The following is a 25141-nucleotide window of genomic DNA, read 5'->3' as shown; positions in this document are numbered from 1 at the left end:
CGATATTTGTAAGAAACAGTGTTGCTGTGAATGTAATGAATCTTGCGGATATAGATGCAATCAAGGAATGGCGAAAATAAGCAATAAGGAGAGGTGAAGAAAGAAGAGCACGCGATTAATTGTTCAGATTATGTGAAGGAGGAAAATAACATATGAATAAAGCTATATTAATGGGGCGGTTAACCAGAGATCCAGAGGTGAGATACACCCCAGGGGAAAATTCATTTGCAATTGCCAGATACACACTGGCAGTAGATAGGAAGATCAGAAAAGATGGAGATGCAACTGCAGATTTTATTAATTGTGTAGTGTTTGGAAAATCTGCCGAGTTCGTGGAGAAATACTTCCGAAAAGGATTGAAGATTACAATCGCAGGCCGTATTCAGACTGGAAGTTATACCAACCGTGAAGGACAGAAAGTTTATACGACAGAGGTTGTTGTAGAAGAACAGGAGTTTGCAGAAAGTAAAGGCTCTGGCTCCGGCAGCAGTCAGCAGAATGTTCCACAACAATCACCAGATGTGGGACCTGATGGTTTCATGAATATCCCGGATGGAATTGAAGAGGAACTGCCATTTAGTTAATGCCCGACTCGGACAAGATGAAAGAAGGAAAAATATGAGCGGACTTAAATTTCCAAAAGAAGAAACGAAGAAAAAAAGGATGTCCCATCCGGCCAGCATTCTCGGAAGCCGAAAAGGAAGATGTTACTTGTGCAGCAGGTATGGCCAGACTCAAGAACATCACATATTTGGTGGTCCGAATCGGACACTATCAGAGAAATATGGATTAAAAGTATATTTGTGCCTGGAATGCCATGCGACAGGTAAACATGCTGTACATAGAGATAAAGCGGTAATGGATGAACTTCACAGACAGGGACAGGAAGCATTTATGGATCAGCTTGGAAGCAGAAAGGAGTTTATGCAGATATTCGGCAGAAACTATTTGTAACAGGTATTTTAGGAGGTGACTCCAATGGACAGGAGCATGCAGGAAGAAAACGAAAAGAAAAAAGAATATTTGAAATCGTATCAGAGAGCAGTCAAAAGAGAGCGGGACATCCTGGAAGAAATCAAAAGATTAAGAGCTGATAAGATGTTTCCTTCCGTAGTGAATGATGGAATGCCAAAAGGCAGCAGTCAATCAGATCTGTCGGATTACATTGCGATACTGGATGAACAGATTGAATTGTTGAAGAAAGAACGTTTGAACAAGGTTCAGCAATATCGTAAGATTGAGAGCCAGATCCGCAAAATGCATTCAGAAGATGAACGGAAAGTTTTGCGTTTGCGCTATATAAAAGGCTTAAAATGGGATGATGTAGCAACAGAGATGGGCTATGGATGGACACAGGTACATAGGCTGCATTCATCAGCATTGAAAAATTTTAAGATGGTATAGAATGGTATACTTGATTCGTGTTATAACTATAATAGATTCAGATGGATGAATCAAATATCAATCGGTTGCACCCTTACTTGTCAGGCACTATGGCTTGGCAGGTATATCGGAACATAGCTCAGTGGTAGAGCAGCTGGCTTATATCCAGCGTGTCGGTGGTTCGGTTCCATCTGTTCCGACTCGGTTAGTACCGCCGATAAAAATGGTACAATACTGACTCATACATACTTCCACAAACGTCTGGCAGGCACGGCCGGGCGTTTTTTATTGGAGAAAAAGATGATATATAAGAGATGTGGCAGGTGCGGAAAAAGAATTCCGTCCGGCAGCAGGTGTCCCTGCATGAAACAAAGAGATAAAGAACGCTATCGGATATATGATCAGAATGCCAGAAATCAGAAAAGCAAAACATTTTATGATTCAAGGGAATGGCAGCTGACAAGATCTGATATTCTCAGTGCTTGCGGGATTGATGTGTATGTCTACATGACGGAAGGAGTAATTCTGGCAGCAGATACAGTGCATCATATTATTCCGTTAAAAGAAGCATGGGATAAACGATGCGATAAGCAGAATCTGATGCCATTACATCACGATACACATTCAAAAATTGAGCAGATGTATAAAAAAGAGAGACCAGTGATGGAAAAAAAGCTTGCAAAAATGCTTGTGGATTTTTATACACAGACGGGAGGGGCGGTCTGAAAAGTTTTCAGGAAATGCCGTCGTCCCCGCCTGCCCTATAGCTTGCGCAAAATTCTAAATACTCATAAAAAGTTGGCAAAGGAAGGAGGGAGGATGAATGGGAAGACCGAGGAAGCCGCTGACAGAGCAGCGGGGAAATCTTACTGTGATCACAATGCAGACAAGGGAAGCAGAAGAAGACAGTGTGACTACGGACAAAAATCAATTAAAACGTCCTCCTACCTGGCTGATTGATAATGTGGCAAAAAAAGAGTGGCGCAGGATTGTCAAGGAACTGGAAAAGATTAATCTGATCGGGAACCTGGATCGTAACAACCTGGGCGGTTACTGTAATGCTTTTGCTAACTATGTTAAGGCTACAGAGATATTGAAAGATCAGACTTATTACATTGATCGAGAGACCAGGAATGGCGTTATTGTGGTGAAAAATCCAATGGTTGATATTCAGCGCACATACGCAGAGGAAATGAGAAAATTTGCTTCCCTGTGTGGACTCACTATTGACGCCAGACTAAAAGCTGCAGCAGTGAAGTCTGATAAGACAAGGGAAGCTATCACAAATAAATTTGGCAATATATGACCATCAAAGAAGAACTGATAGATTACGCCAACCGTTGTCTGGCCGGGGAAGAAATATCAGGGAAAAAACATAAATGGGCTTGTATGCGCTTCCTTAGGGATTGCAAGAAAGAGGATGCAAAGAATGTACAGGCTAATGTATGGCCTTATCATTGGGATGAAGAGGAAGCATCAAAAATTGTAGACTGGTTTTCTATGCTACGGCATTCTAAAGGTGACCTTGCAGGACAGCCGATCGGCTTGACGATATGGCAGAAATTTAATCTGTGCCAACTTTACGGATGGCGCGAAGATATTACCGGTTATAAAAGGTTCAAACAGTCTTTTATTGAGGTTGGAAGGAAAAATGCCAAGTCTCAGATGGAGGCTGGTGTAGCCTTATATGAAATATCAGTTATGGCTACGAGAAATGAAGAAAATTACGAATATTATACTGCTGGAACCAAGAGGGATCAGTCGAAGATTATTTTGAATGAAGCTAAGCTCATGCTGAATAAATCTCCACTGAAACCTCTTTTTAAAATCACCAGGGATGCTGTAATACACAGAAAAACTGGAAGCTTCATAAAGGCATTGTCGAAAGAGGATGGACAGAATGGAGATGGAACCAATCCGGCCGGACTGATTTTGGATGAATACCATCAGCACAAGACTACTGAGTTTTATGATCTTGGTCTCGGAGCAAACACTAAAGAGCCATTGCTGATGATTATTACAACTGCAGGGATGGATCTTACTTATCCATGTTATGTCCAGGAGTATCAATACTGTTCTAAGATACTGGATCCGGATGTGGATGTGGAGAATGAAGAGTATCTTGTGGATATCTGCGAAGTGGATCCGGAGGATTACAAGGATGATATCCGTAACCTGGAAGACGAAAACATCTGGAAAAAAGCGAATCCGATTAGGATGAGCTACAAAAATGGCGCGGATAAGATCCGTACAGCCTGGCGGGTAGCCAAAGAAATACCGGAAAAGATGACGGCATTTCTCACAAAAATGTTGAATATCTGGGTTCAGGCAAAAGAAAACGGATATATGGACATGGCAAAGTGGAAAGCCTGCCAGGTTGATAAAATCCCTATTGATACTCATGGAATGAGTGTTTATGTGGGGTTCGATATGTCAGCCAAAATAGACCTTACATCTGTTACATTCGTAATTCCCTTTCTATCAGGCGAATTTGACCAGACTGGAAAAGAAATTGTGAAATACATACTGTATTCCCACTCTTTCATTCCGAATCGGGAGAAGTTGGCTGAAAGAAAGGCAAAAGATAAAGTGGATTATGATGCCTGGGAAAGAATGGGATTTATTACAGTGACAGATACTCCGATTGTAGACCAGAATGCAGTAATGCAATATGTATTGGATACATGTGCAGAGAATGACTGGAACATTGAATGTCTGTGCTTTGATCCAGCAAACGCAAGTAAGCTGATGATGGATCTATCAAACGAAGGTTATACAGTGGAGGAAGTTTTCCAGAGCCATAAACACTTGAATGAAGCTACTCAGGGATTCCGTGAGCAGGTATATTGCGGAAATGTCCTGTATGAATACAATCCTGTATTGAATTTTGCAATGAGCAATGCAGTAATCAGAACCAACCAGGGACTGATTAAGATAGATAAAGATGCTACAACAAAAAGAATTGACCCTGTGGATTCTACCTTGTGTGGATTTAAGCTGGCAATGTATCATGAATTCGGATCCAGCTACCAGGAGGGAATAGATCAATTTTTGGAAAGTGACTGGTAACATGAACATATTAGACAGATTAAAAAATGCATGGAATGCAATGACGCGACCAACGGTAGACATGGATGACGATGATCTGAAAGAATGGCTGGGAATAACTGGTACTAATCCAGATGTTGAGAAAGAGGTGACATATTACACCTGCTTAAAAATGCTCAGCGAAACCATGGGAAAAGTGCCGTTAAAGTACTACCAGGAAACGCCTAAAGGTCGGATCAGGGCAGAGCCGAGCAAGATAACCAGGCTTCTGACTGTGAGACCGAACACGATAATGACACCCACAACTTTGTGGACTACTACAGAGATGAACTGTCAGCATTATGGAAATGGCTATATCTGGATGCATGGTACCTTTGAAAGAGAAAAATATGGAGGACATTACAAAGTCCTGGATCTTTGGCCAATGCAGGCGAATTGTGTGACTGCATATATGGATGATGTTGGTGTGTTTGGAGGAAAAGGGAAACTGTATTATCAGTACAATGATCCCAAGACCGGTGAACAGTATTTGTTCAGATCCAGTGAGGTTATGCACTTTAAAACTTGGTATTCCTTAAATGGAATTATGGGAAAATCTGTGCGGGAAATTCTGCAAGATACCGTGGGTGGAGCATTGGAAAGTCAGAATTTTATGAATAACCTTTATCGTCAGGGACTAAGTGCAAGCATGGCATTACAGTACGTGGGTGATTTGGAAGAGAGCAAGATAAAAGCACTGCAGAAAAAATTTGCAGATAAACTGTCAGGCCCGAAAAATGCAGGAAGGGTAATACCTGTCCCAATCGGACTACAGCTTACTCCACTGAAAATGAATCTGACTGACGCACAGTTTTTTGAATTAAAAAAGTATTCCGCACTTCAGATTGCCGGAGCATTCGGTATTAAGCCGAATCAGATCAATAATTATGAAAAATCCAGTTATTCAAACAGTGAAACCCAGCAGTTGGCTTTTTTAGTTGATACCGCTTTGTACAGACTAAAGATGTATGAAGAAGAGATCAATGCGAAAGTTCTGAGCTTGAAAGAGGAAGAAAATGGATTTTTTTATAAGTTTAATGAGAAGGCAATTTTGAGGACTGATACAAAGACACAGATGGAAATGTTAAAAGATGCTGTAAACAATGGAATATACAAGCCAAATGAAGCGAGGAGATATCTGGATATGCCGGATGATCCGGATGGCGATAAGCTCATTGTGAATGGAAATTATATTCCGCTTGAAAAAGTTGGAACACAGTACACCAGAGGAGGTGAGTAGAATGCCAGTATTACTGCTGAAAAATCAGAAAAAGAATGTAGGAAAATTGGAAATCTGCAATCAGACAGAAATCTCAGCAGATCTGAATATTTTTGGGGATATCGTATCTGATGACTGGGGAAAATGGTGTGATGATGATACCTGTCCTTCTGATATTTCAGATTTCTTGAAAAATCTGGAAGACATACAGGAGATTAACCTTCATATAAACAGTGGAGGTGGATCTGTATTTGCCGGAATTACCATTTATAACATGTTGAAACGCAATAATGCCAGGATTACCACCTATATTGATGGTATTGCGGCCAGTATTGCTTCTGTGATTGCATGTGCCGGTGATCGGATTGTGATTCCGGCAAATGGAACCTTTATGATTCATAAGCCTACAAATGGTTACTTTTTTACCAGTATGAACGCAGATCAGCTGAGAAAAGATGCAGATACTCTGGATATTTGCCAGAAAGCAATCCTGCAGACATACATGTCGAAGACAAAAGAAGGGGTTACAGAAGAGGAAATCAATAATCTGATCAACGCAGAGACCTGGATGGTCGGAAGTGATACTACTGATTATTTTGATTTTGAAGTGGAGGACAGTGTACAGGCAGCAGCTTGTACAAGTAATTACTTTGATGAGTATTCAAAGACCCCAAAAGCATTAAAGCAGCATGAAGAACCGGAAAATAAAACTCTGGATATTGACGCTATTGCAGATGCAGTTATGGAAAAAATCAAAGCAAAAGAGGATAATCAGAGAAATCTGGAAAAAGAAAAGATAAAGGCTGAATTATTGGGAGATCTTGACCGGTATGGTGTTTGATTTCCCTTTTTGAAAGGAGAAAAAGACGTGAACAAAAAATTATTAGACCTTCTGGAGAAGATTAACGCGAAAAAAGATGAAGTTAAGAACCTTGCCAATGAAGGAAAACTGGAAGAAGCAAAAAAAGCTAAAGATGAACTGAAAGAGCTTCAGGATAAATTTGATATTCTGAAAGACTTGGACGATGGAGCAGCCGTGCCGGAGAGTAAGGTTCCTGCAGGAACACCAAAAGATTCTACGGCAGAGTTTGCGCAGGCTGCCAGAGTAGGGTTCCACGTACAGAATTCCATGAGTGAAGGCTCAAAAGCAGATGGAGGCTATACTGTTCCAGAGGATATCCAGACCAGAATCAACAAATACAAAGAGTCCAAGTTTTCCTTAGGCCAGCTGGTCCGTAAAGAATCTGTCAAAACTGAAAAGGGTTCCAGAACATTTAAAAAGCGCTCTCAGCAGACTGGATTCACCAAAGTAGGTGAAGGAGGTAAGATTGGTGCAAAAAATACTCCACAGTTTGAGCGCATTGATTATGAAATCGGTAAATATGCAGGATATTTCCCAGTGACCAATGAGCTTCTGGCTGACAGTGATGCAAATATCGCTTCTACACTTATTGAGTGGATTGGAGATGAGGCAAGAGTAACTGAGAATAATCTGATCATGGATGCGATTAAGACCAAAAAAGAAGTGAAATTAAGCGGGTTGGATGATATTAAAAAGGTGCTTAATGTAACCATCGGATCAGCGTTTAAGCAGTCTTCGAAAATTATTACAAATGATGATGGCTTACAGTACTTAGATACCTTGAAGGACACCAATGGAAGATACCTTCTTGCACCAGATCCAAAAGATACCATGCAGATGCGACTTGCTGTTGGTGGGACATATATACCGGTTGAAGTTATCCCGAACGAGGATTTGTCAAGCACACCGACATATGCAAAGACGACAGATACTGATGTAAAAGCAGGAAAAATTTATTACAAAGAGGCAGAAGGAGTATATACAGAAGTAGAAGAACCTAAAAAAGCGGAAATTGCAGGTTACTTTGAAATCAGTGAAACCAAGATTCCGATTATAATCGGAGATCTGAAAGAAGGTATCTGGTACTTTGATCGTGCGAAAACTACGATCATGACTTCCAATATTGCATCTATCGGTACACTTAACGCATTCGAGGAAGATCTGACTATTTACCGTGCTATTGAAAGAGAGGACGTCAAAGTAAGAGATGAGAAAGCGTTTGTAAATGGTTATCTGCTGTTGAAATGATGGTGAGTAAATGCTGGAAAAAATAAAAAAACGATGTGGAATCGCAGAAGGTATTAATGTGTATAACGATGATATCAGCGACTATATTGCAGATGCACTGGAGGACATGAAAACCTCCGGTGTACCTCCTGATATTCTTCGGAAGGATACGGATGATTCAAGAGTTCTTACTGCCGTGACATTATATGTAAAAGCATATCTTGGGAATGATCGTTCAGATACACGAATGTATCTGGATCTGTATCGAAAAAAGGTTTTTCGTATGACATTGGAAGGGAATGGTCTGGATGTGGAATAAAAGTATTTCGCTGCCGGTAAAGAAAAATGATCCAACGATAAATGATAATGGAATCATGATGGAGGAAACATATGAATTTATCGGTGGTATTCCGGCAGACTTCCGCGACAGTACCAGGGATGATGAGGTTCTTGCTAAACAGAATGGTTATACAGCAGACCAGGTTGTTGAGATCATGGCGTGTAATTATTCTGGAGAATCATTCCTGGTGGATGAGTCTACAGGTGAAATTTATGATATAAAGCGCAGATATCAGAAAAATAAATCCATGAAGGTGCAGCTGACTTGTCAGATGCGTGAACGTGGGAAAGCACAGGTAGGACAATGGCAAGGATGACGATAACAGGTTTTGAAGATGTTGAAGAGATGTTGAATAAGCTGGCAAATCCTTATGAAATGGCTGAAAAAGCAGTGAATAAGGCCACCCCAATTGTCGAAAAAAACCTGAAAACACAGATCAGATCCGCAGCTAACAGAAGGGATAAATACGGAAAACCGTATTCAACAGGCGAACTGGAAGCTTCCATAGCTGCTACAAACGCAAGAGATAATAGTCTCGGAGTGTTTGCTGTGGTAAAACCCAATGGAACTGATAAAAATGGTCTTAGAAATGCTGAAAAAATGGGTTATCTGGAATATGGTGTAAGGTCACACGGCCAGGAGCCAAGACCTGTACGCGCGGCAGCAGTAGCACAAAGCGAAAATGCAGTAATGCAGGTTATGGAAGAGGTAATTGGCGCGGAGGTGGACAAGCTGTGACAATAAATCAAAAGATAATAAAAGCGTTGAAGCCTCTTGGCATTCCGGTGACATCAGATTTCTTTGGCGGTGGAAATAGCGAATATATTACTTTTAATTATGTGAAGGATGGTGCAGAACTGTTTGCGGACAATCAGCCTGTAGAGGATATATCCTTAATGCAGATTCATTATTTCCTGCCATCAACTAAGGATTACCTGGAAGCAAAAAGAAAAATTCGTAGAGTAATTCTGGAAGAAGGGGGAACGTATCCTGATGTAACCGTATTGATGGAACCAGATAATAAAACAAGACACATTGTATTCGAATGTGAATTTGAAAATGATTATGATATGGAGGAATAGCACATGGCACATATTGGTATGAAATATCCTGTAGCAGCAAAGTGGGCAGACGGAAATAAGTACACAGAAGGTTTTGTTGTTGCAAAAGCAATCAACTTCAATGGAACCCCAAATAAAAATGATGCAGAACTTCGGGCAGATGATGGAGTAGCTGAAACAGACAAAACTGTAAGAGACTGGGGTACATCTCTTGGGGTGGATGATCTGTCTCTGGAAAATCAGGCGAAACTGCTTGGCCATACATATGTAAAAGCGGCAGCAGGAGATTCAGGACAGGAAGAAACTCCAGAGAGTATTGAAATCGGAACTGAAGACGAAGCTCCATATTTTGGAGTTGGTTTCTATAAGCGTAGAAAGAAAAATGGTGTGGTTAGTTTCACTGTTATCTGGCTGTATAAAGTACAGCACAGTGAGCCTACAGAAAATGCTGAGACAAAAGGTGACACTACAAACTTCCAGACTGCCACCATTGAAGGTAAAGCATACCCAGTGGAAGTCGATGGTAAGATGTCTATTGGTAAAAAACTCGTATTTGACAGCGAAGCTAAAGCGAAAGCATGGCTGAACAAACAGGCAACAATTACTGCGTAAGAATTAAAGGAGATTGTATGAGCGACTTAAGACCAATAGGAGCTCCGGTTGTTATGGGTGGACAGGAATACAATATCCTGTTCACCATTGGAGCAATTGAAGCAATCCAGGAAACCTGTAATAAGGCATTAGTGAAAATTATGCCGGCAATTGCGAGAGTTGCTGACTATAAAACCGATTCGGAAGATATAAAAACACTTTATAGTGTTGTGGCTGCGTTTCTCACCGTGGATACAGGTAAGGAAGTAAAAGTAGAAGCCATTGACGGACTTATAAAGCCAGCTGAAATGCAGAAGCTTGCTATTACCTTGCTGGAAGCATACGGTTTTTCTATGCCGGATCCTGACAGTGATGATGAAGATTCTGGAGACGAAGAGGAAGAAAACCCAAACCAGAAGACCGGGCTATAAACGTAGCCCGGTTACTGTATGTGGGATGTAAGGTGCTCAATTATAGTGAAAAAGAAGTGTTCGGTATGACACTTCGGAAATTCTATCTGATTTATAATGAGTATTTAGATTTTAACGGCTTAAAGAAAAAAGATGAAGAATTAAATCTTGACTCATTTTTCTGATTTTCTTCCGCAGCTTTGCGAAAAGATATTGAATTTGGCAGAGCTGCGGATTATAATTAAGAAAAACAGAAAGGTGGGTGGCATATGTTATTGGTAATATTGTTTGTATTGTTATTATTTGCAATACTGATAGGGGCTCTGATAAAGAAATTTATCAAATGGGTTACATCACCGGTGGTGTATAAAACCCACATTGAAGAAGTCCCAATATCCAAGAAATAAGTATAAATAAAAATCCATGTAAAAAGAGCATCTCGGTCTGAGGTGCTCTTTTTATGTGGATTTTTTGTTGGGAGGACTAGCTATGGCAGGAAAGAAAATTGGAATTGTACTTGCACTGGACGGAGAAAGACAATTTTCACAGGGCGTATCAAATGCGAAAAAAGAAAGTGCAATGCTAAATTCTGAACTGAAAAAACTTAGCACAGAATATAAGGGAAATGCCAATTCTCTTGAATTTCTGACTAAAAAGCAGGAAAACCTGTCAAAGCAGACTGAGAGTTATCAGAAAAGGGCGGAGTCTGCGAAAAAAGGACTGGAAAATGCACAGAAGGTATCGCAGAAAGCCGCACAGCGATATGAAGAACTTTCCAAGGCATTGAAAGAGGCTGAAAAAGCCCAGGAAAACATGCAGAAATCTGGAAAGGATGGTACAAAAGAGTATCAGCAGCAGTCAAAGGAAGTGGAAAGCCTTCAGAAGGCTGTTGAAAAGCAGGGCTTGGAGTGCCAAAAGTGCGAAGGAAAAGTATCGGACTGGTCTAAAAGAGTTAGTGACGCCGAGAATGATATAGAAAAAAATAACCAGGCTTTAAAACAGAATGAAAAGTATCTGCAAGAAGCACAAAATGCTACGGATAAATGCGCAAAGAGCATAAACGAATATGGAAAAGAAACAACGACGGTTATCACTACTACGAAAGAGTTCGGAGAGAGCTTGAAGGAAGGTTTTGGAGAAGCTTTAGCAGCAAAGGGCCTGGAACTTGCAGGAGAAGCTATTTCGGCAATTGGTGATAAGGCAAAGGAAGCAGCAGAGTATGTGGTGGAAGTCGGAAGTTCCTTTGAAGCTGGAATGAGTGAAGTGGAGGCTATCTCTGGAGCAACCGGATCAGAGCTGGAAGCACTGGAAAATAAGGCAAAGAGCCTTGGAAGTAGTACGAAATTCTCTGCAACGGAAGCAGCCAACGCGATGACAAATATGTCCCTGGCCGGATGGTCTGTAAACCAGACTCTTTCTGGAATTGATGGTGTTCTACAGTTGGCAGCCGCTTCCAATATGGATCTGGCAGATGCATCCCAGATTGTTACAGACAATATCAGTACTTTTAATCTGGAAGCTTCACAGTCAACTCATTTAGCAGATATGATGGCATATGCACAAGCAAACAGTTCTACTACAGCAGCAGAGCTGGGCGAGGCATATAAGAACTGTGGTGCCAATATGAATGCCGCCGGTCAGGACATTGAGACCACTACCTCTTTCCTGGAAGCATTGGCAAACAACGGACTCCGGAGCAGTGAAGCTGGTACCTCCCTTGCTGCCATAATGAGAGATCTGACCAGTAAGATGAAGGACGGAAAGATTGCCATTGGTGATACTTCTGTAGAAGTCATGGATTCCAACGGAAACTTCCGCGACATGACGGACGTCCTAAAAGATGTAGAAAATGCTACAGATGGAATGGGAGATGCACAGAAACAGGCGGCTCTCATGTCAACCTTTACGTCTGACTCCATTAAGGGCTTGAACATGCTTCTTAATACCGGCGCTGATCAGGTAGCTGGCTATGAGGAGAGTCTGAGAAATTGTTCTGGTGCTGCTTCTGATATGGCAGATACCATGCAGGATAATCTGCAGGGAAAATTAACAGAGTTAAGCTCTGCGACCGAAGGGCTTGGCATTGCCGCCTATGAATATATTTCTGGACCGTTACAGGGCGGTGTGGAATTGTTAACTGATATTATATCAGGATTAACAGATGTGATAACACCTCAGAAAGATGCAATGGAAGATATGTACGATGAAGTTGTACAGTCTTCACGGAAAGTTGCCGATAATGTACAGGCCATTGATGATCAGTTTACCGGAACACTTGACTCGGTGGAGAATGTAGGTGCTCTGGCCGACAGACTGGAAGCCCTGAATAATGTTGAAGACCGGACTGCAGTGCAGAAGCAGGAAATGGCAGCTATCGTAGACAAGTTGTCACAGTCTATTCCGGAATTGGTAGGAGCATATGATTCTGAAAACGACAAACTGAGTGTTACTAATGACGAATTGGAGAAACTGGTAGAAAATTATAGGCAGACAGCAATTCAGCAGGCAGTAGTTGCAGCTACACAGGATTTAATTAATCAGTCGTTAGAGGCACAGGTACAACTGGATAAAGCACAGGAACAGAAAAAAAATATTGAAGATAGAATGGAACTCTTGGAAAAAGAAAGAGAATTAATTGTAAAGCTCCAAGAGGAAAGACAGAAAGCCAGTGTGGATCCAAGCTATCAAGTTGATATTGATTTTCCTACAGAGAAAACAAAACTTTATACAGAGGCATTAGAAAAAGGTACAATAACTCAGGATGAATTTGATTATGCCATGAAACACCTAAGCGATAGTAGTAGCGAATTGGATTCACGTTTGGATGGTATTGATGGAAGAACCGTAGCATATGGTGATGCAACTGGAATAGCAGCTACCAGCATAGCAGATTGTGCAGAGAAAATGGAAGGGTATTCTCAAGTAATTGAGGAAAATCAAAAGACAATTGATAAATGCTCGGAAGAACAGGAAAAATATGCTAAGAGTGCGGAAAACCTGACGGGAGTTAAAAAGGACGATACTAACGCAACAGAAGACAATACAAAGGCTCAGGAAGATAATGCTGATGCAATCCAGGCAACCGGATTAGCGGCAGCAGGAGCTGGCACAGCTCTGGAAGGTTTTAACAAAACCATGGAGCGATCTCAGGAAGCAGCATCTGCTGCTAAGGACGCTATGCGCCAGATTCTGGATGAGTATAATTCTACCATGGATTCGATCAAAGCTGATTTGCAGGATAAAATCAGTTTTGCAGATAAATTTGATGGTGGAGATGACATAACCACAGAACAGATGAACGAAAACCTGCAGTCCTGGGTTGATGGAATCCAGAACTATCAGCAGAATCTCCAGCGCCTTAAAGAAGCCACAGATGAGAGCGGACAAGCGATCTTTTCCGCAGAGTTTATCCAGGCAATCCAGGAGCAAGGAACTGATGCAGCTAATATGCTCCAGCACATGGTATGGACTCTGGATAATCAGGGAGAATACGGTGTTGAACAGCTGAAAGGTATCTCCAAGAAGTGGACTGATGCCATGGACATTTCTGAGGATACAGCAACGGTGATGGCGGCAAACAAGACCGCTTATGAGTTGGCAGTGGGAGAGCTTGGCTCCACAGATTATGATTTTTCTGATCTGCGCGAGTCTATTGACAATGCCGTTGCTTCGGCTGTAGAAGGCTGGGCTGAGCTTCCGGCAGCCACACAGGAATCTCTCATGCAGACTGTCCAGATGGCGCAGGAATGCGGTGTACAGATCCCAGAGGGACTTGCAGATGGAATTGCAAGTGGCGAGATAACCCCTCAGCAGGCAATAGATCAGCTGAACGGAACTATTGAAGGAACAATCCAGGGCGTGGCAGAAATTGCCAATAAAGCGGGTATCCAGATTCCGGAAGAAATCCAGGCAGGAATTAATGCCGGTGGTACGCAGGCAGTATCAGCTATGCAGGAGCTTCTGACACTGATCCAGCAGCAGGCAGCAGATGCACAGTCTGCAGGTGAAGATGTTGGTACTGCTGTAGGAGAAGGAACCCAGAATTCAATTAAAGATCAGCAGTCTGGTGTTGAACAGGCTGGTGGCGAGATGGCGTCCGCCGGAGCGAAGGCGGCCGAAGAGAAAAAAGGCGAATATGAGAAAGCCGGAACGGTAGCCGCTCAGCAGTATCAGACTGGTATAAATTCCGGAAAAAGTGGCGCGATCAGCGCTTCCGGAACCATGGCAAGCCAGGCAGCGGCCGCAGTCCGGACCTATCAGAATAGCTTTTACACTGCGGGATACAACGCGGCTGCTGGTGTAGCGCAAGGTATATCAGCAGGCCAGTCCCAGGTCATCAGCGCTTCAATAAGAATGATCAATGCAGGTATTGCCGCAGCCAAGGCAGCAGCAGAGATCCATTCTCCATCAAAGAAATTTGAGAAAGAAGTCGGCTATCAGTTACCTGCAGGTACTGCGTCTGGTATAACTAAAAACACAAAGGTAGCAACTGCAGCCGCTGGAAAAATGTCAAAGGCTGTGTTGAAAAACGCCACCAGCTGGCTTAAGCAATACAATAAGAGCCATGAAGCTTCCCTGGACAATGAAAAATGGTACTGGCAGCAGATACGTGATACAGCTGTGAAAGGATCCATGGCCTATAAACAGGCAACCGCTCAGCTTAATAAGCTTAACAGCAGTTCCACGATCAGCAAGGCACTGAGCAGCAGTATAAAGAACAATTTTGGCGTATCCAAAGAAAAAGTTACCGGATCCGGAGATAATCAAAAGAAAACTACTAAGGATGCAGAAACTTATAATTCTGAGGTTCTCAGTGCTGCTGAAAAACGGCTGGAAAAGTACAAGACATTACATGCTGCTTCTTTAGCCCAGGAGAAAAATTACTGGACCACCGTTCGAAAGAATTTAAAGAGCGGAACTGATGCCTGGTATGAAGCAACACAAAAGATCCAGGAACTGGACACTCAGATTTACGAGGAAAAGCAGGAGAAGCAGGAAGAGGTAGCCAAAGCCAGAGAGGAAGCTGCAAAGACCCAGGCTTCAGTACAGAAATCCCTTTTGGAGACCTACCAGACCTATTATTCCATGTCCGCCAGGGCAGAGATGGAATATTGGGATATTGCCAGAAAACAGTTCACAGCCGGTACGGATGAGCGCATAGAAGCAGACAAAAAGTACCTGGAAGCCAAAGAAGATTACGAAAAAGAAAAGCTGCAGCTTGATGAAGATTACAATGATAAGCGGGAAAAGCTTGAAAAAGAACTAAATGAAACCATACAGGATCTGGAAGAAAAAAGGGACAGTGCCATAGCTGATCGGAAGAAAGACATCCTTTCATCCATGAATAACTATGATGCCTGGGACGCTTCCGGATATACTGCAGATCGTCTGATTTACAATATGAATACCCAGGTTGAGGGACTGAAACTGTGGGAAAACCAGTTACAGGAACTGAGCGGAAAGGAACTTTCAGAGGGGCTGCTGCAGGAATTGAAAGATGCAGGACCAGAAGCAGCCGCCAATATTTACAGCCTGAATCAGATGACTGCAGAGCAGCTGGATGAATTTAACAAGCTTTGGGAAGAAAAGCAGGAGATAGCAGACCGGCAGGCCCAAAAAGATACACAGGCTACGCGGGATGCTATTGACCAGCAGATAAGTGACACCAGGAAAGATTATAAGAAACAGCTGGATGATCTGGCGGCTGAAAATGCTTCCGCGGTTGCAAAGCTGAATGAGGGCTTATCTACCGGTCTGAAGTCTCTGGTGGAACAGGCTGGCCAGATTGGTGAGGACATTGTAGGGAGTCTGATCGCCGGAATTCAGAAAGCAGGAACCGGCGGGACATTGCTTGATGTAAATGTATCGCCGGCTGGAAAAAATGTGTCAGCTTCTTTCGGAACCAGTGGAGCAACTGCTTCCAGTTCAGCTTCTTCCGGATTCGGCACTTCTGGAAATATATCCAAGACAGAAATTGCGCCGGCGCAAAAGAAAGAACTGGACAAAGTGACTGTGGGCGCAACTGAGGAACCGGCAGAGATTGCAGAAGTACAGAAGCTGATAAATGCAAGCAAGGCACATAAGAAATCCGTGTCGGATGCAGAGAAAAAGAAACATTCAGATCTGTGGCAGTATATTGTAAAAAAATACGGCAGGAGTGTGAATGATTCCACTGTAAAGAAGATAGCAGATGCCCTTAGCGTGGAAGCGGATGCAAAGCCGTCATCTAAGCAGAAGAAAGCTATACTGGCGGCAATGAAAAAGCGGGGACTTCGAACCGGAGCAGAGAATATCCTGGAAGATCAGCTGGCATGGCTCTTTGAAAATAACGCACAGGAGTATGTCCTTCGTAAATCGGATGGAGCGATCATGCAGAATATGCTTACCGGTGATAAAGTGATCAATCCACAGGGAGCAGAAAATCTTTATAATTTTGCCACAAACCCGGACCAGTTCCTGGCAGACAGATCTCTGGATGTAGGGAATGCCGGAATTGAAAAGCTTAACAGGCTGATCAGGCAGCAGTCTGAACGGCAGATGAAGCGGGCTGGAAGTTCACAGGCAGATAATGCCGATATTTTGAGCAAAATGGATTCTATGATGAGAACCATGGAATCCATGACGGAGAGCATGATAAGCACCATGAAGAACTTAAAGGTATTCATGGATAAAGACAAATTGGTCGGAGAAATCCGGGAAGACATAAATATCAAGAATGAAATGGCAGCGACAAGGCATACAAGGGGGCGGCTGAGATGAAAATAAATGGCTGGGATATATCCGGGGCACAGGCCAGGCAGTGGAATGTGACTCCGGCTTTTTCAAATATCGAAAATGAAAGCGAATGGCAGAGGGGCAGCCCACTGCCATTTTTCGTCAACAGTTCCATCGGGTTCAAAACAATACAGATCACTTTCCTGGTATATGGCGCGGATCGGAATGAAATCCTGCAGAACTGCAGCACCTTGCTTTCCAAGATGATGTCCGAGTCGGTCATCCTGGAACTGGATAAGTTCGACCATAAATTTTGCGGATATATGGTAAAACATGATTTTGCTGAAAACCCACTTGGAAAACTGCGGGTAATATCCAATAGACTGAGCAGGATTACGGTTGATTTTTCATGCTATGAATACGCTGAAAAACCGGATGGTTCTCCATATTCACAGTCTGCTTCCGGAATGTTGGAAATAGCAATAACAAACCCTGGAAATATCTGGACGCCCTGCATAGTGGAAATTACTCCGCGTGCTGCAGGTGCGTCAGCATTCACGGTTAAGGGAATTAATTGTAATCCGGATACAGGGGAGAGCCTGCCGGTTACAATCAGGAATACAACAAAGGATAAAACCGTTATCCTGGATGGTGAAACCGGAAAAATCACAGAGGCAGGAGTAAATAAATCCGCTGATGTAGACATCTGGAGCCTGCCGGTGCTTATGCCGGGAACGAATAGAATCACATTGGATAATACCTGGATGGATATCACGGTTAAATACCGTCCAAGATTTATGTAATTGCGGAAAATCACCAGGAATGTTGAAAAAACATAAATTTTTCAAAGAAATATGTGTGGTAAGGAGGATTTTTGAAAGTGACAAATCAGGAAATGATATTAGCATACAATGGGATTATGCAGTTCCAGAATATGGAACAAAAGAAATTTGAAGAATCAGGGAAGAAAATTCTTTCCGGAAAAATTCAGCTTGCTTTTTCAATTAATAAAAATAAAGCAGCAATTGTTCAGGCATTGCAGCCATATGATGAAACGAAGAAATCAATCATTGAAGAGTACAGAGACACAGCCGCAGAACGGAAAGCCTGGGAGGAAGAGCAAAAAGCTGCAGAGGCAGAAAAACGACCTGTGCAGGATATAAGCATAAGTCTCCGTCCAGGTAAAAGTATGGAGGAGTATCAAAGAAAACTTAATGAGCTGGCAATCCAGGAAACCGATTTTGAGCCTAAAAAAGTGCCATTATCATTATTTGAAGGGCTGGATCTGACCAGCGCAGAGCTGGAACCGTTTATTTTTATGATTTCTGAAGATTAAAAGAAGGAGGCCCTATGCTTAAGATCTACGATACGAACCACAATGCCATAGGGCATATTGTTAAATATAAAGATCTGATGATTGAGAGTGACGCCGCCACCGGCGAGAAGACACTCTCTTTTACATACCTGGCTAGGTATCATGAGATTTGTGAAGAGTATTATATTGAGGACCAGGATGATGAATACGTAATAAAAGAAAAAAGCGTAAGTACAGATGGATTCTTGCAGTTTGTGGCAGCTTTGAATTTGGAAGAACTGGAAGCCAAGCCATGGAGCTCATTTAGCATAACTGATTCCACAATTGAAGACGCGGCAAAGTTGGCACTCGCCGGATCCGGATGGACGGTGGGCGAATGTACAGTTACTAAAAAGAGAAATGCCGGAATATTACAGACAAACACACTGGGTGTTATTCAGAAACTATGCACGGTATTTATGTGCGATGTCAGTTATGATACCAAGAATAAGAAAGTTTCTTTTTATGAGCAGATAGGTCAGGACAAGGGAACCTTTTTCCTTACAGGTCTTAACCTTAGACGCTTGCAGAGGAGAGGCAGTACTTATGATTACTATACCAGAATCATCCCAATCGGACAGAATGGACTCACAATTGAAAGCGTAAACGATGGGAAAAATTATCTGGAAAATTATCAGTACACGAAAAAAATAAAGACATACATCTGGAAAGATGAATCCTATACAGATGCCACTGCTTTAAAAGAAGATGCTGAAGCGAAACTGCAAGATTTGTCAAAACCGATTGTATCATTTGGCGCAGAAATCATTGATTTTGCAAAGCAGAAAGCTGGATATAAAGATTTTTCATTTTCCCTGGGCGATACAATCACACTGATTGATGCTGCTACTGGAATTCGTGAAAAACAGCGTATTATCAAGATTACGCAGTATCCACAGAATCATACAAAAGATACTTGTGAATTGGCGAATAAATTTCCCTCATTTGAAGAGTCAAGGGAAAAGCAACAGGCGGCAGAGGATATTATAAATACTGTGATCAGTGATGATGGACGGTACACAGGAACGATCAATGTATCGGATATTTTGCATTTTGAAGAGGGTGTATCCGGAAGTAGTGCGGTTGGAAAACTTCAGGGACTATATAATGCTCTGAATGGAGATCTGTCTGAGTTAAAAGTATCTGTTGGACAAATTGAAACCAACTACATTAAAGCGGAAGACGCTGATTTAAAATATGCAACAATAAAAAAGCTGGAAGTGGAACAGGAAAAAGTAAAAAATCTGGATGCGGACTATGGAAATATCAAGAATCTTCTTTCCGGAGCTGCCGGAATCGGAGATTTGAGTACAATTGTAATCACAACAAAAAATGCGACTATTGAGAACGAAGTGGTTCGGAATTCAGTAATGGAGTCTGTATCTGTGGAAGATCTTCTTGCCGGGGACATTAGTACAAATCGTTTTCGCATTGTGTCTGATGATGGTGGCGTATGTATAGATGGTTCTACACAGCAATTTCGTGATAAAAACAATGTTGTACGAATCCAGATAGGAAGGGATGCAAAGGATGATTTCACCTTCTGTTTATTTGATGAAACTGGAAATGGTATATTGCTTGATCATACAGGAATAAAGCCAGGCGCAGTACCGGACGGATTGATTGTAAATGATATGGTAAATGAAGGCGCTAATATTAATGCAGAAAAGCTGGATATCAAGAGCCTCTTTTCTGTAATTAATGGCAGTGAAGAAAAAATAAAAAGCAACCGCATTTGGCTTGATGCTGAAAATCAGACATTAGATCAGGTTTACTCATCTCTGCATACAGATATCGGGGAAATGACCAGTAATATTACTGAAATTAAGACCGGTATTAGAGGAATGAATGTACGTATATCAGAAGCAAAGGAAGAAATTGCCGGTGTCCGTGAAAATGGGCTGATATACAATGTTACATATCATACAAACAGTGAAGAATGTACAACCACTCTTACAGCAGCTGTCTATAAGGATGGCAAAAATGTAACTCAGGATTACCCGGAACGTTGGTTTTCTTGGCGAAAGAAAACAGAAAGTAACGAAGAATTTATAGGATATGGTTATACCATTACTGTAAATAATGAAGATTACGAGTTCGGTGGAGTTGTTGTTGGACGGTTCTCCACATACAGAAATGCTATTCCTGCAGTGGCACAGGGAATTTTGGCAATGGGCGGAAAGACTCTTCGGATAAGCACAGAAATATAAGAAAATTTATTATACATGGAGGAGTGATCTGATGGGTACATCTAACGATACAACAAATGAAACAACAGAAATTGTGGATATAAATATTCTCCCAGAAGTAGATACAGTTCCAGACGGTAAAAAAATGATGTTTATTGATTCTGAGGATAATTCCGGAGGAACGATCCCATTTGAAAAAATGCGTAAGCAAATAGCCGATAATGCTACCGATCCAGTGGCACGAGCTCAAATTGCCAACCTTGCGAAGCTTCCAGCAGGTAGTACTACCGGAGATGCGGAGCTGGCAGATATTCGAGTAGGCGCGAATGGAAAAGTGTACGGGACTGCAGGAGAGGCTGTAAGGGGGCAGCTGCAGGAAAATAAGGAGCAGACAGATGAAGCGGTTGCTTCGCTAAATGAGGCTTTAGAACAGCTACCAAACTATTCATTCTATAAGAATTACGCATTTGAGAAACGAGTTTCTGATGATTTTGGAAACCAAGCAAATATTACTTTAATACCTGGTTTAACATTACCAATCGGAACATACTATGTATACGCAAAGTTTTCTGTAACAACATCTATTTCAAATGCGTATGCTAGAATGTACGTTTCACAAGCTAAGTTTTTAGGAAATCAAAAGAATATTAACGGTAGTGGTGATTATGTGTTATCTGATACTTTTACAGTGTCAGAAGAAAAAGAAGGTATTATAAGACTTGATATTAACCAATTAGACGACAATAGACATGTGCATATCAATTCATTAATTATCGTGAATTTTAGTGATGAAGTTGTTAAATCCATTGATTTTGATGATAGAGACAGAAAAACAATTTGTAGCTTTAAACTTGAAAAAAAATATTATCCAGATAATGTTGCTACGACAGAATATGTAGATAATGAATTAAACGATTTATACAACTTGCCTAATTATAGTTTTGATAAAAATTATGCTTATGGGATTCATTCTAATGACAAGTTTATAAATGGAGGTAATAACCTTACCGTTATTGACGGCATAATTCTTCCTGTAGGTAAATATTATATTTTTGCAAAAATAAAAATAGTAACGCATACATCGGACGCTTATGTGCACTTGTATGTTCAGCAAGCGAATTTCAATAGCGATTTAGTTAAAGTTGATGGTAGCGGTGAATACTTCTTAGATGGTCATTTTAGCATAGATCAACAAGCTGAAGGGCTTTCTTCTGTACGAATTGATTTTAATCAAGGTGATTCTAGTCGAAGTGTAGATGTTGAATCGTTATTTATTGTAAAAGATAGCAATAGAATAATTAGTGCTATTAAAAATGATAATACAGACCGTGAAAAAGTTTGTTCATTCGTATTGGAGCAAGAGTATTATCCGATAAATATGGCTACAAAAGAAGATATTGATACATTAAAAAAGGAGTTCCTAACAGAGCCAGAACCATTGTTTGATTTCGTAAAAGACTATAGAAATAGAAATTATTCAATTTGTTTAATCGGGGATAGCACATCCGATGGAAAAGCTGGTCCAGCTATCGGGATATATACTGCGTTATCGCAGCAACAAAAGTCTGGGGAGTTGTTGGACGGAGTACAAGTCATAGATAGGGGGAGTAATGGGAGTACAGCAGAAGCCTATATAGGTTCTTATTCAAGCAATAGTGGATCTTTATACAACGCAATTCAAGACAATGCGGACATTTACGTTGTGTGTCTTGGCATCAATGATGTTAGGCAAGGTTTATGCACGAAAGAAACGCTAAAAGAACGAATTAGTTTTATCGTTAATGAAATATTATCAAAAACAAAAGGACGAGTTATTTTGCGTACTCCGAATAGTCTAGGAAATGATGATGTGAGTGAGCAATATATAAAACCATATACATCGGCACAAAAATATACTGATATTTTGTGGGAAGCGTATGACGAATTGAAAAATGTTTGGAGCTGTACAAGAGTTAGAAGCCTTGATATGCAGACACTGATATTCGGTAGAAAAAGCGTTCCGTCGGATACAAATTTTTTGATGGGTGATGTTTTACACCCAAGTTCAAATCAGGCTGTAAAAACCATGAATCAGAACTGGAATTACGGCATGAATATTATCGGATTGTGTATTGCATGTGCTATCGGTTACAAAGAAAAACCAAACGCTTTTGAAATATTTAAAGCAAAGACCAATAATCCAACTAACCCATATATGGAATATCCACTGATTTTGGAATCAAAAGATTATGTGACAAAAAAGATATATGAATTAAATCAAGGTGATGTAACATCTACATATATTCAGTTCTTTGATGCACAAAAAGAAACTACTATTTTAAAAAATGGCGATATATTAAGATTCGGAAATGAGTTCTGCAAGGTTTATAACGGAGAAAGGACGCAGAATTTAGGAACGCTGTTACACGTTGATATGGCTTTCTCTGAAAGTGAATTGGAGAAAGTCAAAAATGTGTTCACAGTGTCCGTGTATCGTTTGTAATTAACTAAATGCAAATTTGTATTGTTCCTAAAGACAAAGAAAGATGCGGGAAATCCAGTTGTATTATATTATAACCTGAACAAGCCAATTGAACGAGACTTAACACCATCCGAAATCCAAGCCTGCCAAGAATTAACTACTTATGCCGGAACAACGATTGTGGAGAATGATGCAGACTGCTACATGGAAGTCTCTGCCGGTGGTGGAGATGCATTAAGAGCCAAGAAGCTAGCACTGCTCCTGGGAGATTAATCTTGGCAGATTTCTCCTTCTGCTGTATAATGGCGGTGGAAGGAGAGTGAATATGTGTATGTGGCAATGGATATTAAATATCTCTACGATATTGTCAATAGTGCTTGGAATAGTTTCCATAATATTAGCAATATACTCAATAATAGATAGTAAAAAATCCGGAGAACAAGCGAAAACTTTTTATGAAGAGTCGAAAATTTTTAATGAAGAAACAAGGAAGGCTCTTTCGGATGTGAAATTTATATCTGTACAGCAAGTAAAAGCAATGGATTATATTCAGAAGAGCGTATATGATATGGGAAAAGATTCTTCAAAGCTGTTGGACTTAAGTAAAGATAGCATAGAATTACAAAAGTTAAGTCTGTTTAGCAAAGATGATGATATAGAAGATATCATGAAAACGCTGAGTCATTTAAATATCAAAAAGAAGTCTTTAAAGGGAGTTAAAGATTTCCTGAAGGGTGATAAAAGTACTTATAAATGTAATTTTAGAAGTGCGGCAGAAGGTGACGATGAGATTGACATTGTGAAAGTGTATGATATTTTATTGGAGCATAATCTTTATATACATATTGCACCAGAATAGGAGAGAAATCATCGTAAATCTGTTGCATAGGTTTATAAAATAATCAGCACAGATATATTGTTGAAACAACTGGGAGATGTGTAATGCATCTCCTTTTTATTTAAAGGAGATGATACATTTTGATTGTTGAAAAGGTAGTAAACATATTCAAGAAAGAAGAGTTTACGAACCGATTTAAAACTATTAACACTGAATTTGAAGTTCAAAAAGGAAAGATTTCCTCAATAATCAGCGAAACTGAGTATGAAGAATTAAATAATGAAAAGCAGACACTGTATCAAAAAACTACAAAAGTGGAACAGACTGCAGATAAAATCAATTGGATTGTTGAAGGGAAGTCGAAAACAGAATTCACTCTTACTGATCAGGCTGCGGAGCTGATGACTAAAAGTCTTGTCATAAAGTCACCGGACGGAAAAGAAATCATCATATCTGATGGAACAATGAACATAGATCGGATTTTTGCACAAGATATAAAAGCCACCGGCTGTATTGAAGGATTGAATCTTAAAGGTGCCACAGGTTCGTTCTCGGGAGATGTAGCAGCAGAATCTTTCAGTATACAAAAGTCTGTGATATCAATTCAAGACAAAGATATTCAGCAGTCTTGCTTTGACATGGATACAGATACTGTACCAGGAGCAATAACGGCGTATAATTTTATTGAGAAAATGAAAGCTTTTTCAATGGACACGGACTGTATTATTGATGCACCAAAAGGCATTTCTACCAGTAAAATATTTGCTGATGAATTAAGGGCTACCAATTATGTCAGTGGTAGATATGGCGTATTTAACTATATATCAGCCTATAATATGTATATAAGCATTGCAGACGCACAGGGAAAATATGATGTTGTTGCAATAAAAGACTTTATACAATCAATGAATGAAAAAAATCAGGATTCAGGATGGATTTATCCAGATATATCCAGTGGATTTTTTGCAGCATATTCAACTGATAGTAACCAGGTAAGATATAGAAAAGTAGGAAAGGTAGTGCTGATACAAGGAATTTGCACGTTAAAATCGGATGTAACTATAGAAGGTGGGATTGCGGAAAGCACTATATTCACACTTGCGGAAGGATATAGACCAAGCTCAACGCTACATATATTATCGCAAGGCAGTGGCACAAATAAATGGCTGCTCTCTGTAAGAACCGATGGAACTGTGACATTTTCACGGTATTCTAACGGATCTGGGTGGGTGAATGCTACAGGAAAAGTTTGGCTGCCATTTTCAGCAACGTTTGCAATTGGATAAATCTAATATAGTCAGAAAGGATTGAATATGAACGAAGTTAGAGCGAGACCGTGTAACCGGTCTTATTTTTATACCATAAAATAATATAATAAGAAGGAGAACACATAATTATGAAGGTG

General features: G+C 40.8%; 23 protein-coding genes and 1 tRNA gene. All 24 read left to right on the top strand.

From position 1 onward, the window contains the following. Positions 1-152: 152 nt before the first annotated feature. The 24 genes from I4V84_RS11640 (at position 153) to I4V84_RS11530 (ending at position 25022) form a co-directional block, all read left to right on the top strand. Positions 153-584 carry a single-stranded DNA-binding protein gene (locus I4V84_RS11640; protein ID WP_195992092.1) on the top strand — a complete coding sequence of 144 codons (432 nt, stop codon included), beginning with the start codon at positions 153-155 and terminating at the stop codon, positions 582-584. A 34-nt stretch (positions 585-618) separates the two neighbouring features. Further along, complete coding sequence (locus I4V84_RS11635) at positions 619-954, top strand: hypothetical protein (protein ID WP_195992090.1); 336 nt, start codon at positions 619-621, stop codon at positions 952-954. 24 nt (positions 955-978) lie between these two features. Continuing rightward, positions 979-1404 (top strand): DUF1492 domain-containing protein, encoded by a 426-nt coding sequence (locus I4V84_RS11630; protein WP_173718555.1) that lies wholly within the window; start codon positions 979-981, stop codon positions 1402-1404. 107 nt (positions 1405-1511) lie between these two features. Continuing rightward, positions 1512-1583, top strand: a tRNA-Ile gene (locus tag I4V84_RS11625). A gap of 163 nt (positions 1584-1746) precedes the next feature. Next, positions 1747-2109: an HNH endonuclease gene (locus I4V84_RS11620; protein ID WP_233456074.1), complete on the top strand. Its 363-nt coding sequence runs from the start codon at positions 1747-1749 to the stop codon at positions 2107-2109. Positions 2110-2206: 97 nt separating this feature from the next. Then, on the top strand, positions 2207-2689 hold the full coding sequence (locus I4V84_RS11615) for a phage terminase small subunit P27 family (protein ID WP_173718553.1): 483 nt from the start codon (positions 2207-2209) through the stop codon (positions 2687-2689). Beyond that, positions 2686-4452: a terminase TerL endonuclease subunit gene (locus I4V84_RS11610; protein WP_195992087.1), complete on the top strand. Its 1767-nt coding sequence runs from the start codon at positions 2686-2688 to the stop codon at positions 4450-4452. The genes I4V84_RS11615 and I4V84_RS11610 overlap by 4 nt, the downstream gene beginning before the upstream one ends. A 1-nt stretch (position 4453) precedes the next feature. Next, the gene (locus I4V84_RS11605; RefSeq protein WP_195992086.1) at positions 4454-5710 is read left to right on the top strand and encodes a phage portal protein; all 1257 of its coding nucleotides are present in this window, start codon (positions 4454-4456) and stop codon (positions 5708-5710) included. 1 nt (position 5711) lies between these two features. Further along, positions 5712-6530, top strand: a complete 819-nt coding sequence (locus tag I4V84_RS11600) for a head maturation protease, ClpP-related (RefSeq protein WP_195992084.1) — start codon at positions 5712-5714, stop codon at positions 6528-6530. Positions 6531-6557: 27 nt separating this feature from the next. Further along, on the top strand, positions 6558-7799 hold the full coding sequence (locus tag I4V84_RS11595; protein ID WP_272113311.1) for a phage major capsid protein: 1242 nt from the start codon (positions 6558-6560) through the stop codon (positions 7797-7799). Between the two features lie 10 nt (positions 7800-7809). Then, the gene (locus I4V84_RS11590) at positions 7810-8097 is read left to right on the top strand and encodes a hypothetical protein (RefSeq protein ID WP_195992082.1); all 288 of its coding nucleotides are present in this window, start codon (positions 7810-7812) and stop codon (positions 8095-8097) included. Beyond that, positions 8078-8434: a hypothetical protein gene (locus I4V84_RS11585; RefSeq protein WP_243284083.1), complete on the top strand. Its 357-nt coding sequence runs from the start codon at positions 8078-8080 to the stop codon at positions 8432-8434. Before I4V84_RS11590 ends, I4V84_RS11585 begins: the two co-directional genes overlap by 20 nt. Then, positions 8431-8856, top strand: a complete 426-nt coding sequence (locus I4V84_RS11580) for a hypothetical protein (protein WP_195992080.1) — start codon at positions 8431-8433, stop codon at positions 8854-8856. Before I4V84_RS11585 ends, I4V84_RS11580 begins: the two co-directional genes overlap by 4 nt. After that, positions 8853-9200, top strand: a complete 348-nt coding sequence (locus tag I4V84_RS11575) for a phage tail protein (protein ID WP_195992078.1) — start codon at positions 8853-8855, stop codon at positions 9198-9200. Before I4V84_RS11580 ends, I4V84_RS11575 begins: the two co-directional genes overlap by 4 nt. A 3-nt stretch (positions 9201-9203) precedes the next feature. After that, on the top strand, positions 9204-9791 hold the full coding sequence (locus tag I4V84_RS11570) for a major tail protein (protein WP_173719569.1): 588 nt from the start codon (positions 9204-9206) through the stop codon (positions 9789-9791). A gap of 17 nt (positions 9792-9808) precedes the next feature. Beyond that, positions 9809-10201 (top strand): hypothetical protein, encoded by a 393-nt coding sequence (locus tag I4V84_RS11565; protein ID WP_195992076.1) that lies wholly within the window; start codon positions 9809-9811, stop codon positions 10199-10201. A gap of 20 nt (positions 10202-10221) precedes the next feature. Beyond that, positions 10222-10365 (top strand): hypothetical protein, encoded by a 144-nt coding sequence (locus I4V84_RS19660; RefSeq protein ID WP_207748661.1) that lies wholly within the window; start codon positions 10222-10224, stop codon positions 10363-10365. 304 nt (positions 10366-10669) lie between these two features. Next, positions 10670-16939 (top strand): phage tail tape measure protein, encoded by a 6270-nt coding sequence (locus tag I4V84_RS11560; protein WP_195992074.1) that lies wholly within the window; start codon positions 10670-10672, stop codon positions 16937-16939. After that, positions 16936-17697 carry a phage tail domain-containing protein gene (locus I4V84_RS11555; protein WP_195992072.1) on the top strand — a complete coding sequence of 254 codons (762 nt, stop codon included), beginning with the start codon at positions 16936-16938 and terminating at the stop codon, positions 17695-17697. The genes I4V84_RS11560 and I4V84_RS11555 overlap by 4 nt, the downstream gene beginning before the upstream one ends. A 77-nt stretch (positions 17698-17774) precedes the next feature. Beyond that, entirely contained in the window at positions 17775-18230 is a 456-nt protein-coding gene (locus I4V84_RS11550; RefSeq protein ID WP_195992070.1) for a hypothetical protein, read from the top strand. Between the two features lie 14 nt (positions 18231-18244). Next, complete coding sequence (locus I4V84_RS11545; RefSeq protein ID WP_195992068.1) at positions 18245-20458, top strand: phage tail protein; 2214 nt, start codon at positions 18245-18247, stop codon at positions 20456-20458. Between the two features lie 31 nt (positions 20459-20489). Further along, complete coding sequence (locus I4V84_RS11540) at positions 20490-22919, top strand: SGNH/GDSL hydrolase family protein (protein WP_195992211.1); 2430 nt, start codon at positions 20490-20492, stop codon at positions 22917-22919. A 310-nt stretch (positions 22920-23229) separates the two neighbouring features. Further along, on the top strand, positions 23230-23757 hold the full coding sequence (locus tag I4V84_RS11535; RefSeq protein ID WP_195992066.1) for a hypothetical protein: 528 nt from the start codon (positions 23230-23232) through the stop codon (positions 23755-23757). Positions 23758-23876: 119 nt separating this feature from the next. After that, positions 23877-25022, top strand: coding sequence for a hypothetical protein (locus I4V84_RS11530; protein WP_195992064.1), 1146 nt, complete (start codon positions 23877-23879; stop codon positions 25020-25022). Positions 25023-25141 lie beyond the last annotated feature (119 nt).

The sequence above is a fragment of the Ruminococcus sp. 1001713B170207_170306_F1 genome (assembly GCF_015668065.1).
Classification (GTDB): Bacteria; Bacillota; Clostridia; order Lachnospirales; family Lachnospiraceae; genus Blautia_A; species Blautia_A faecis.
This window is presented reverse-complemented; position numbering and strand designations above follow the sequence as displayed.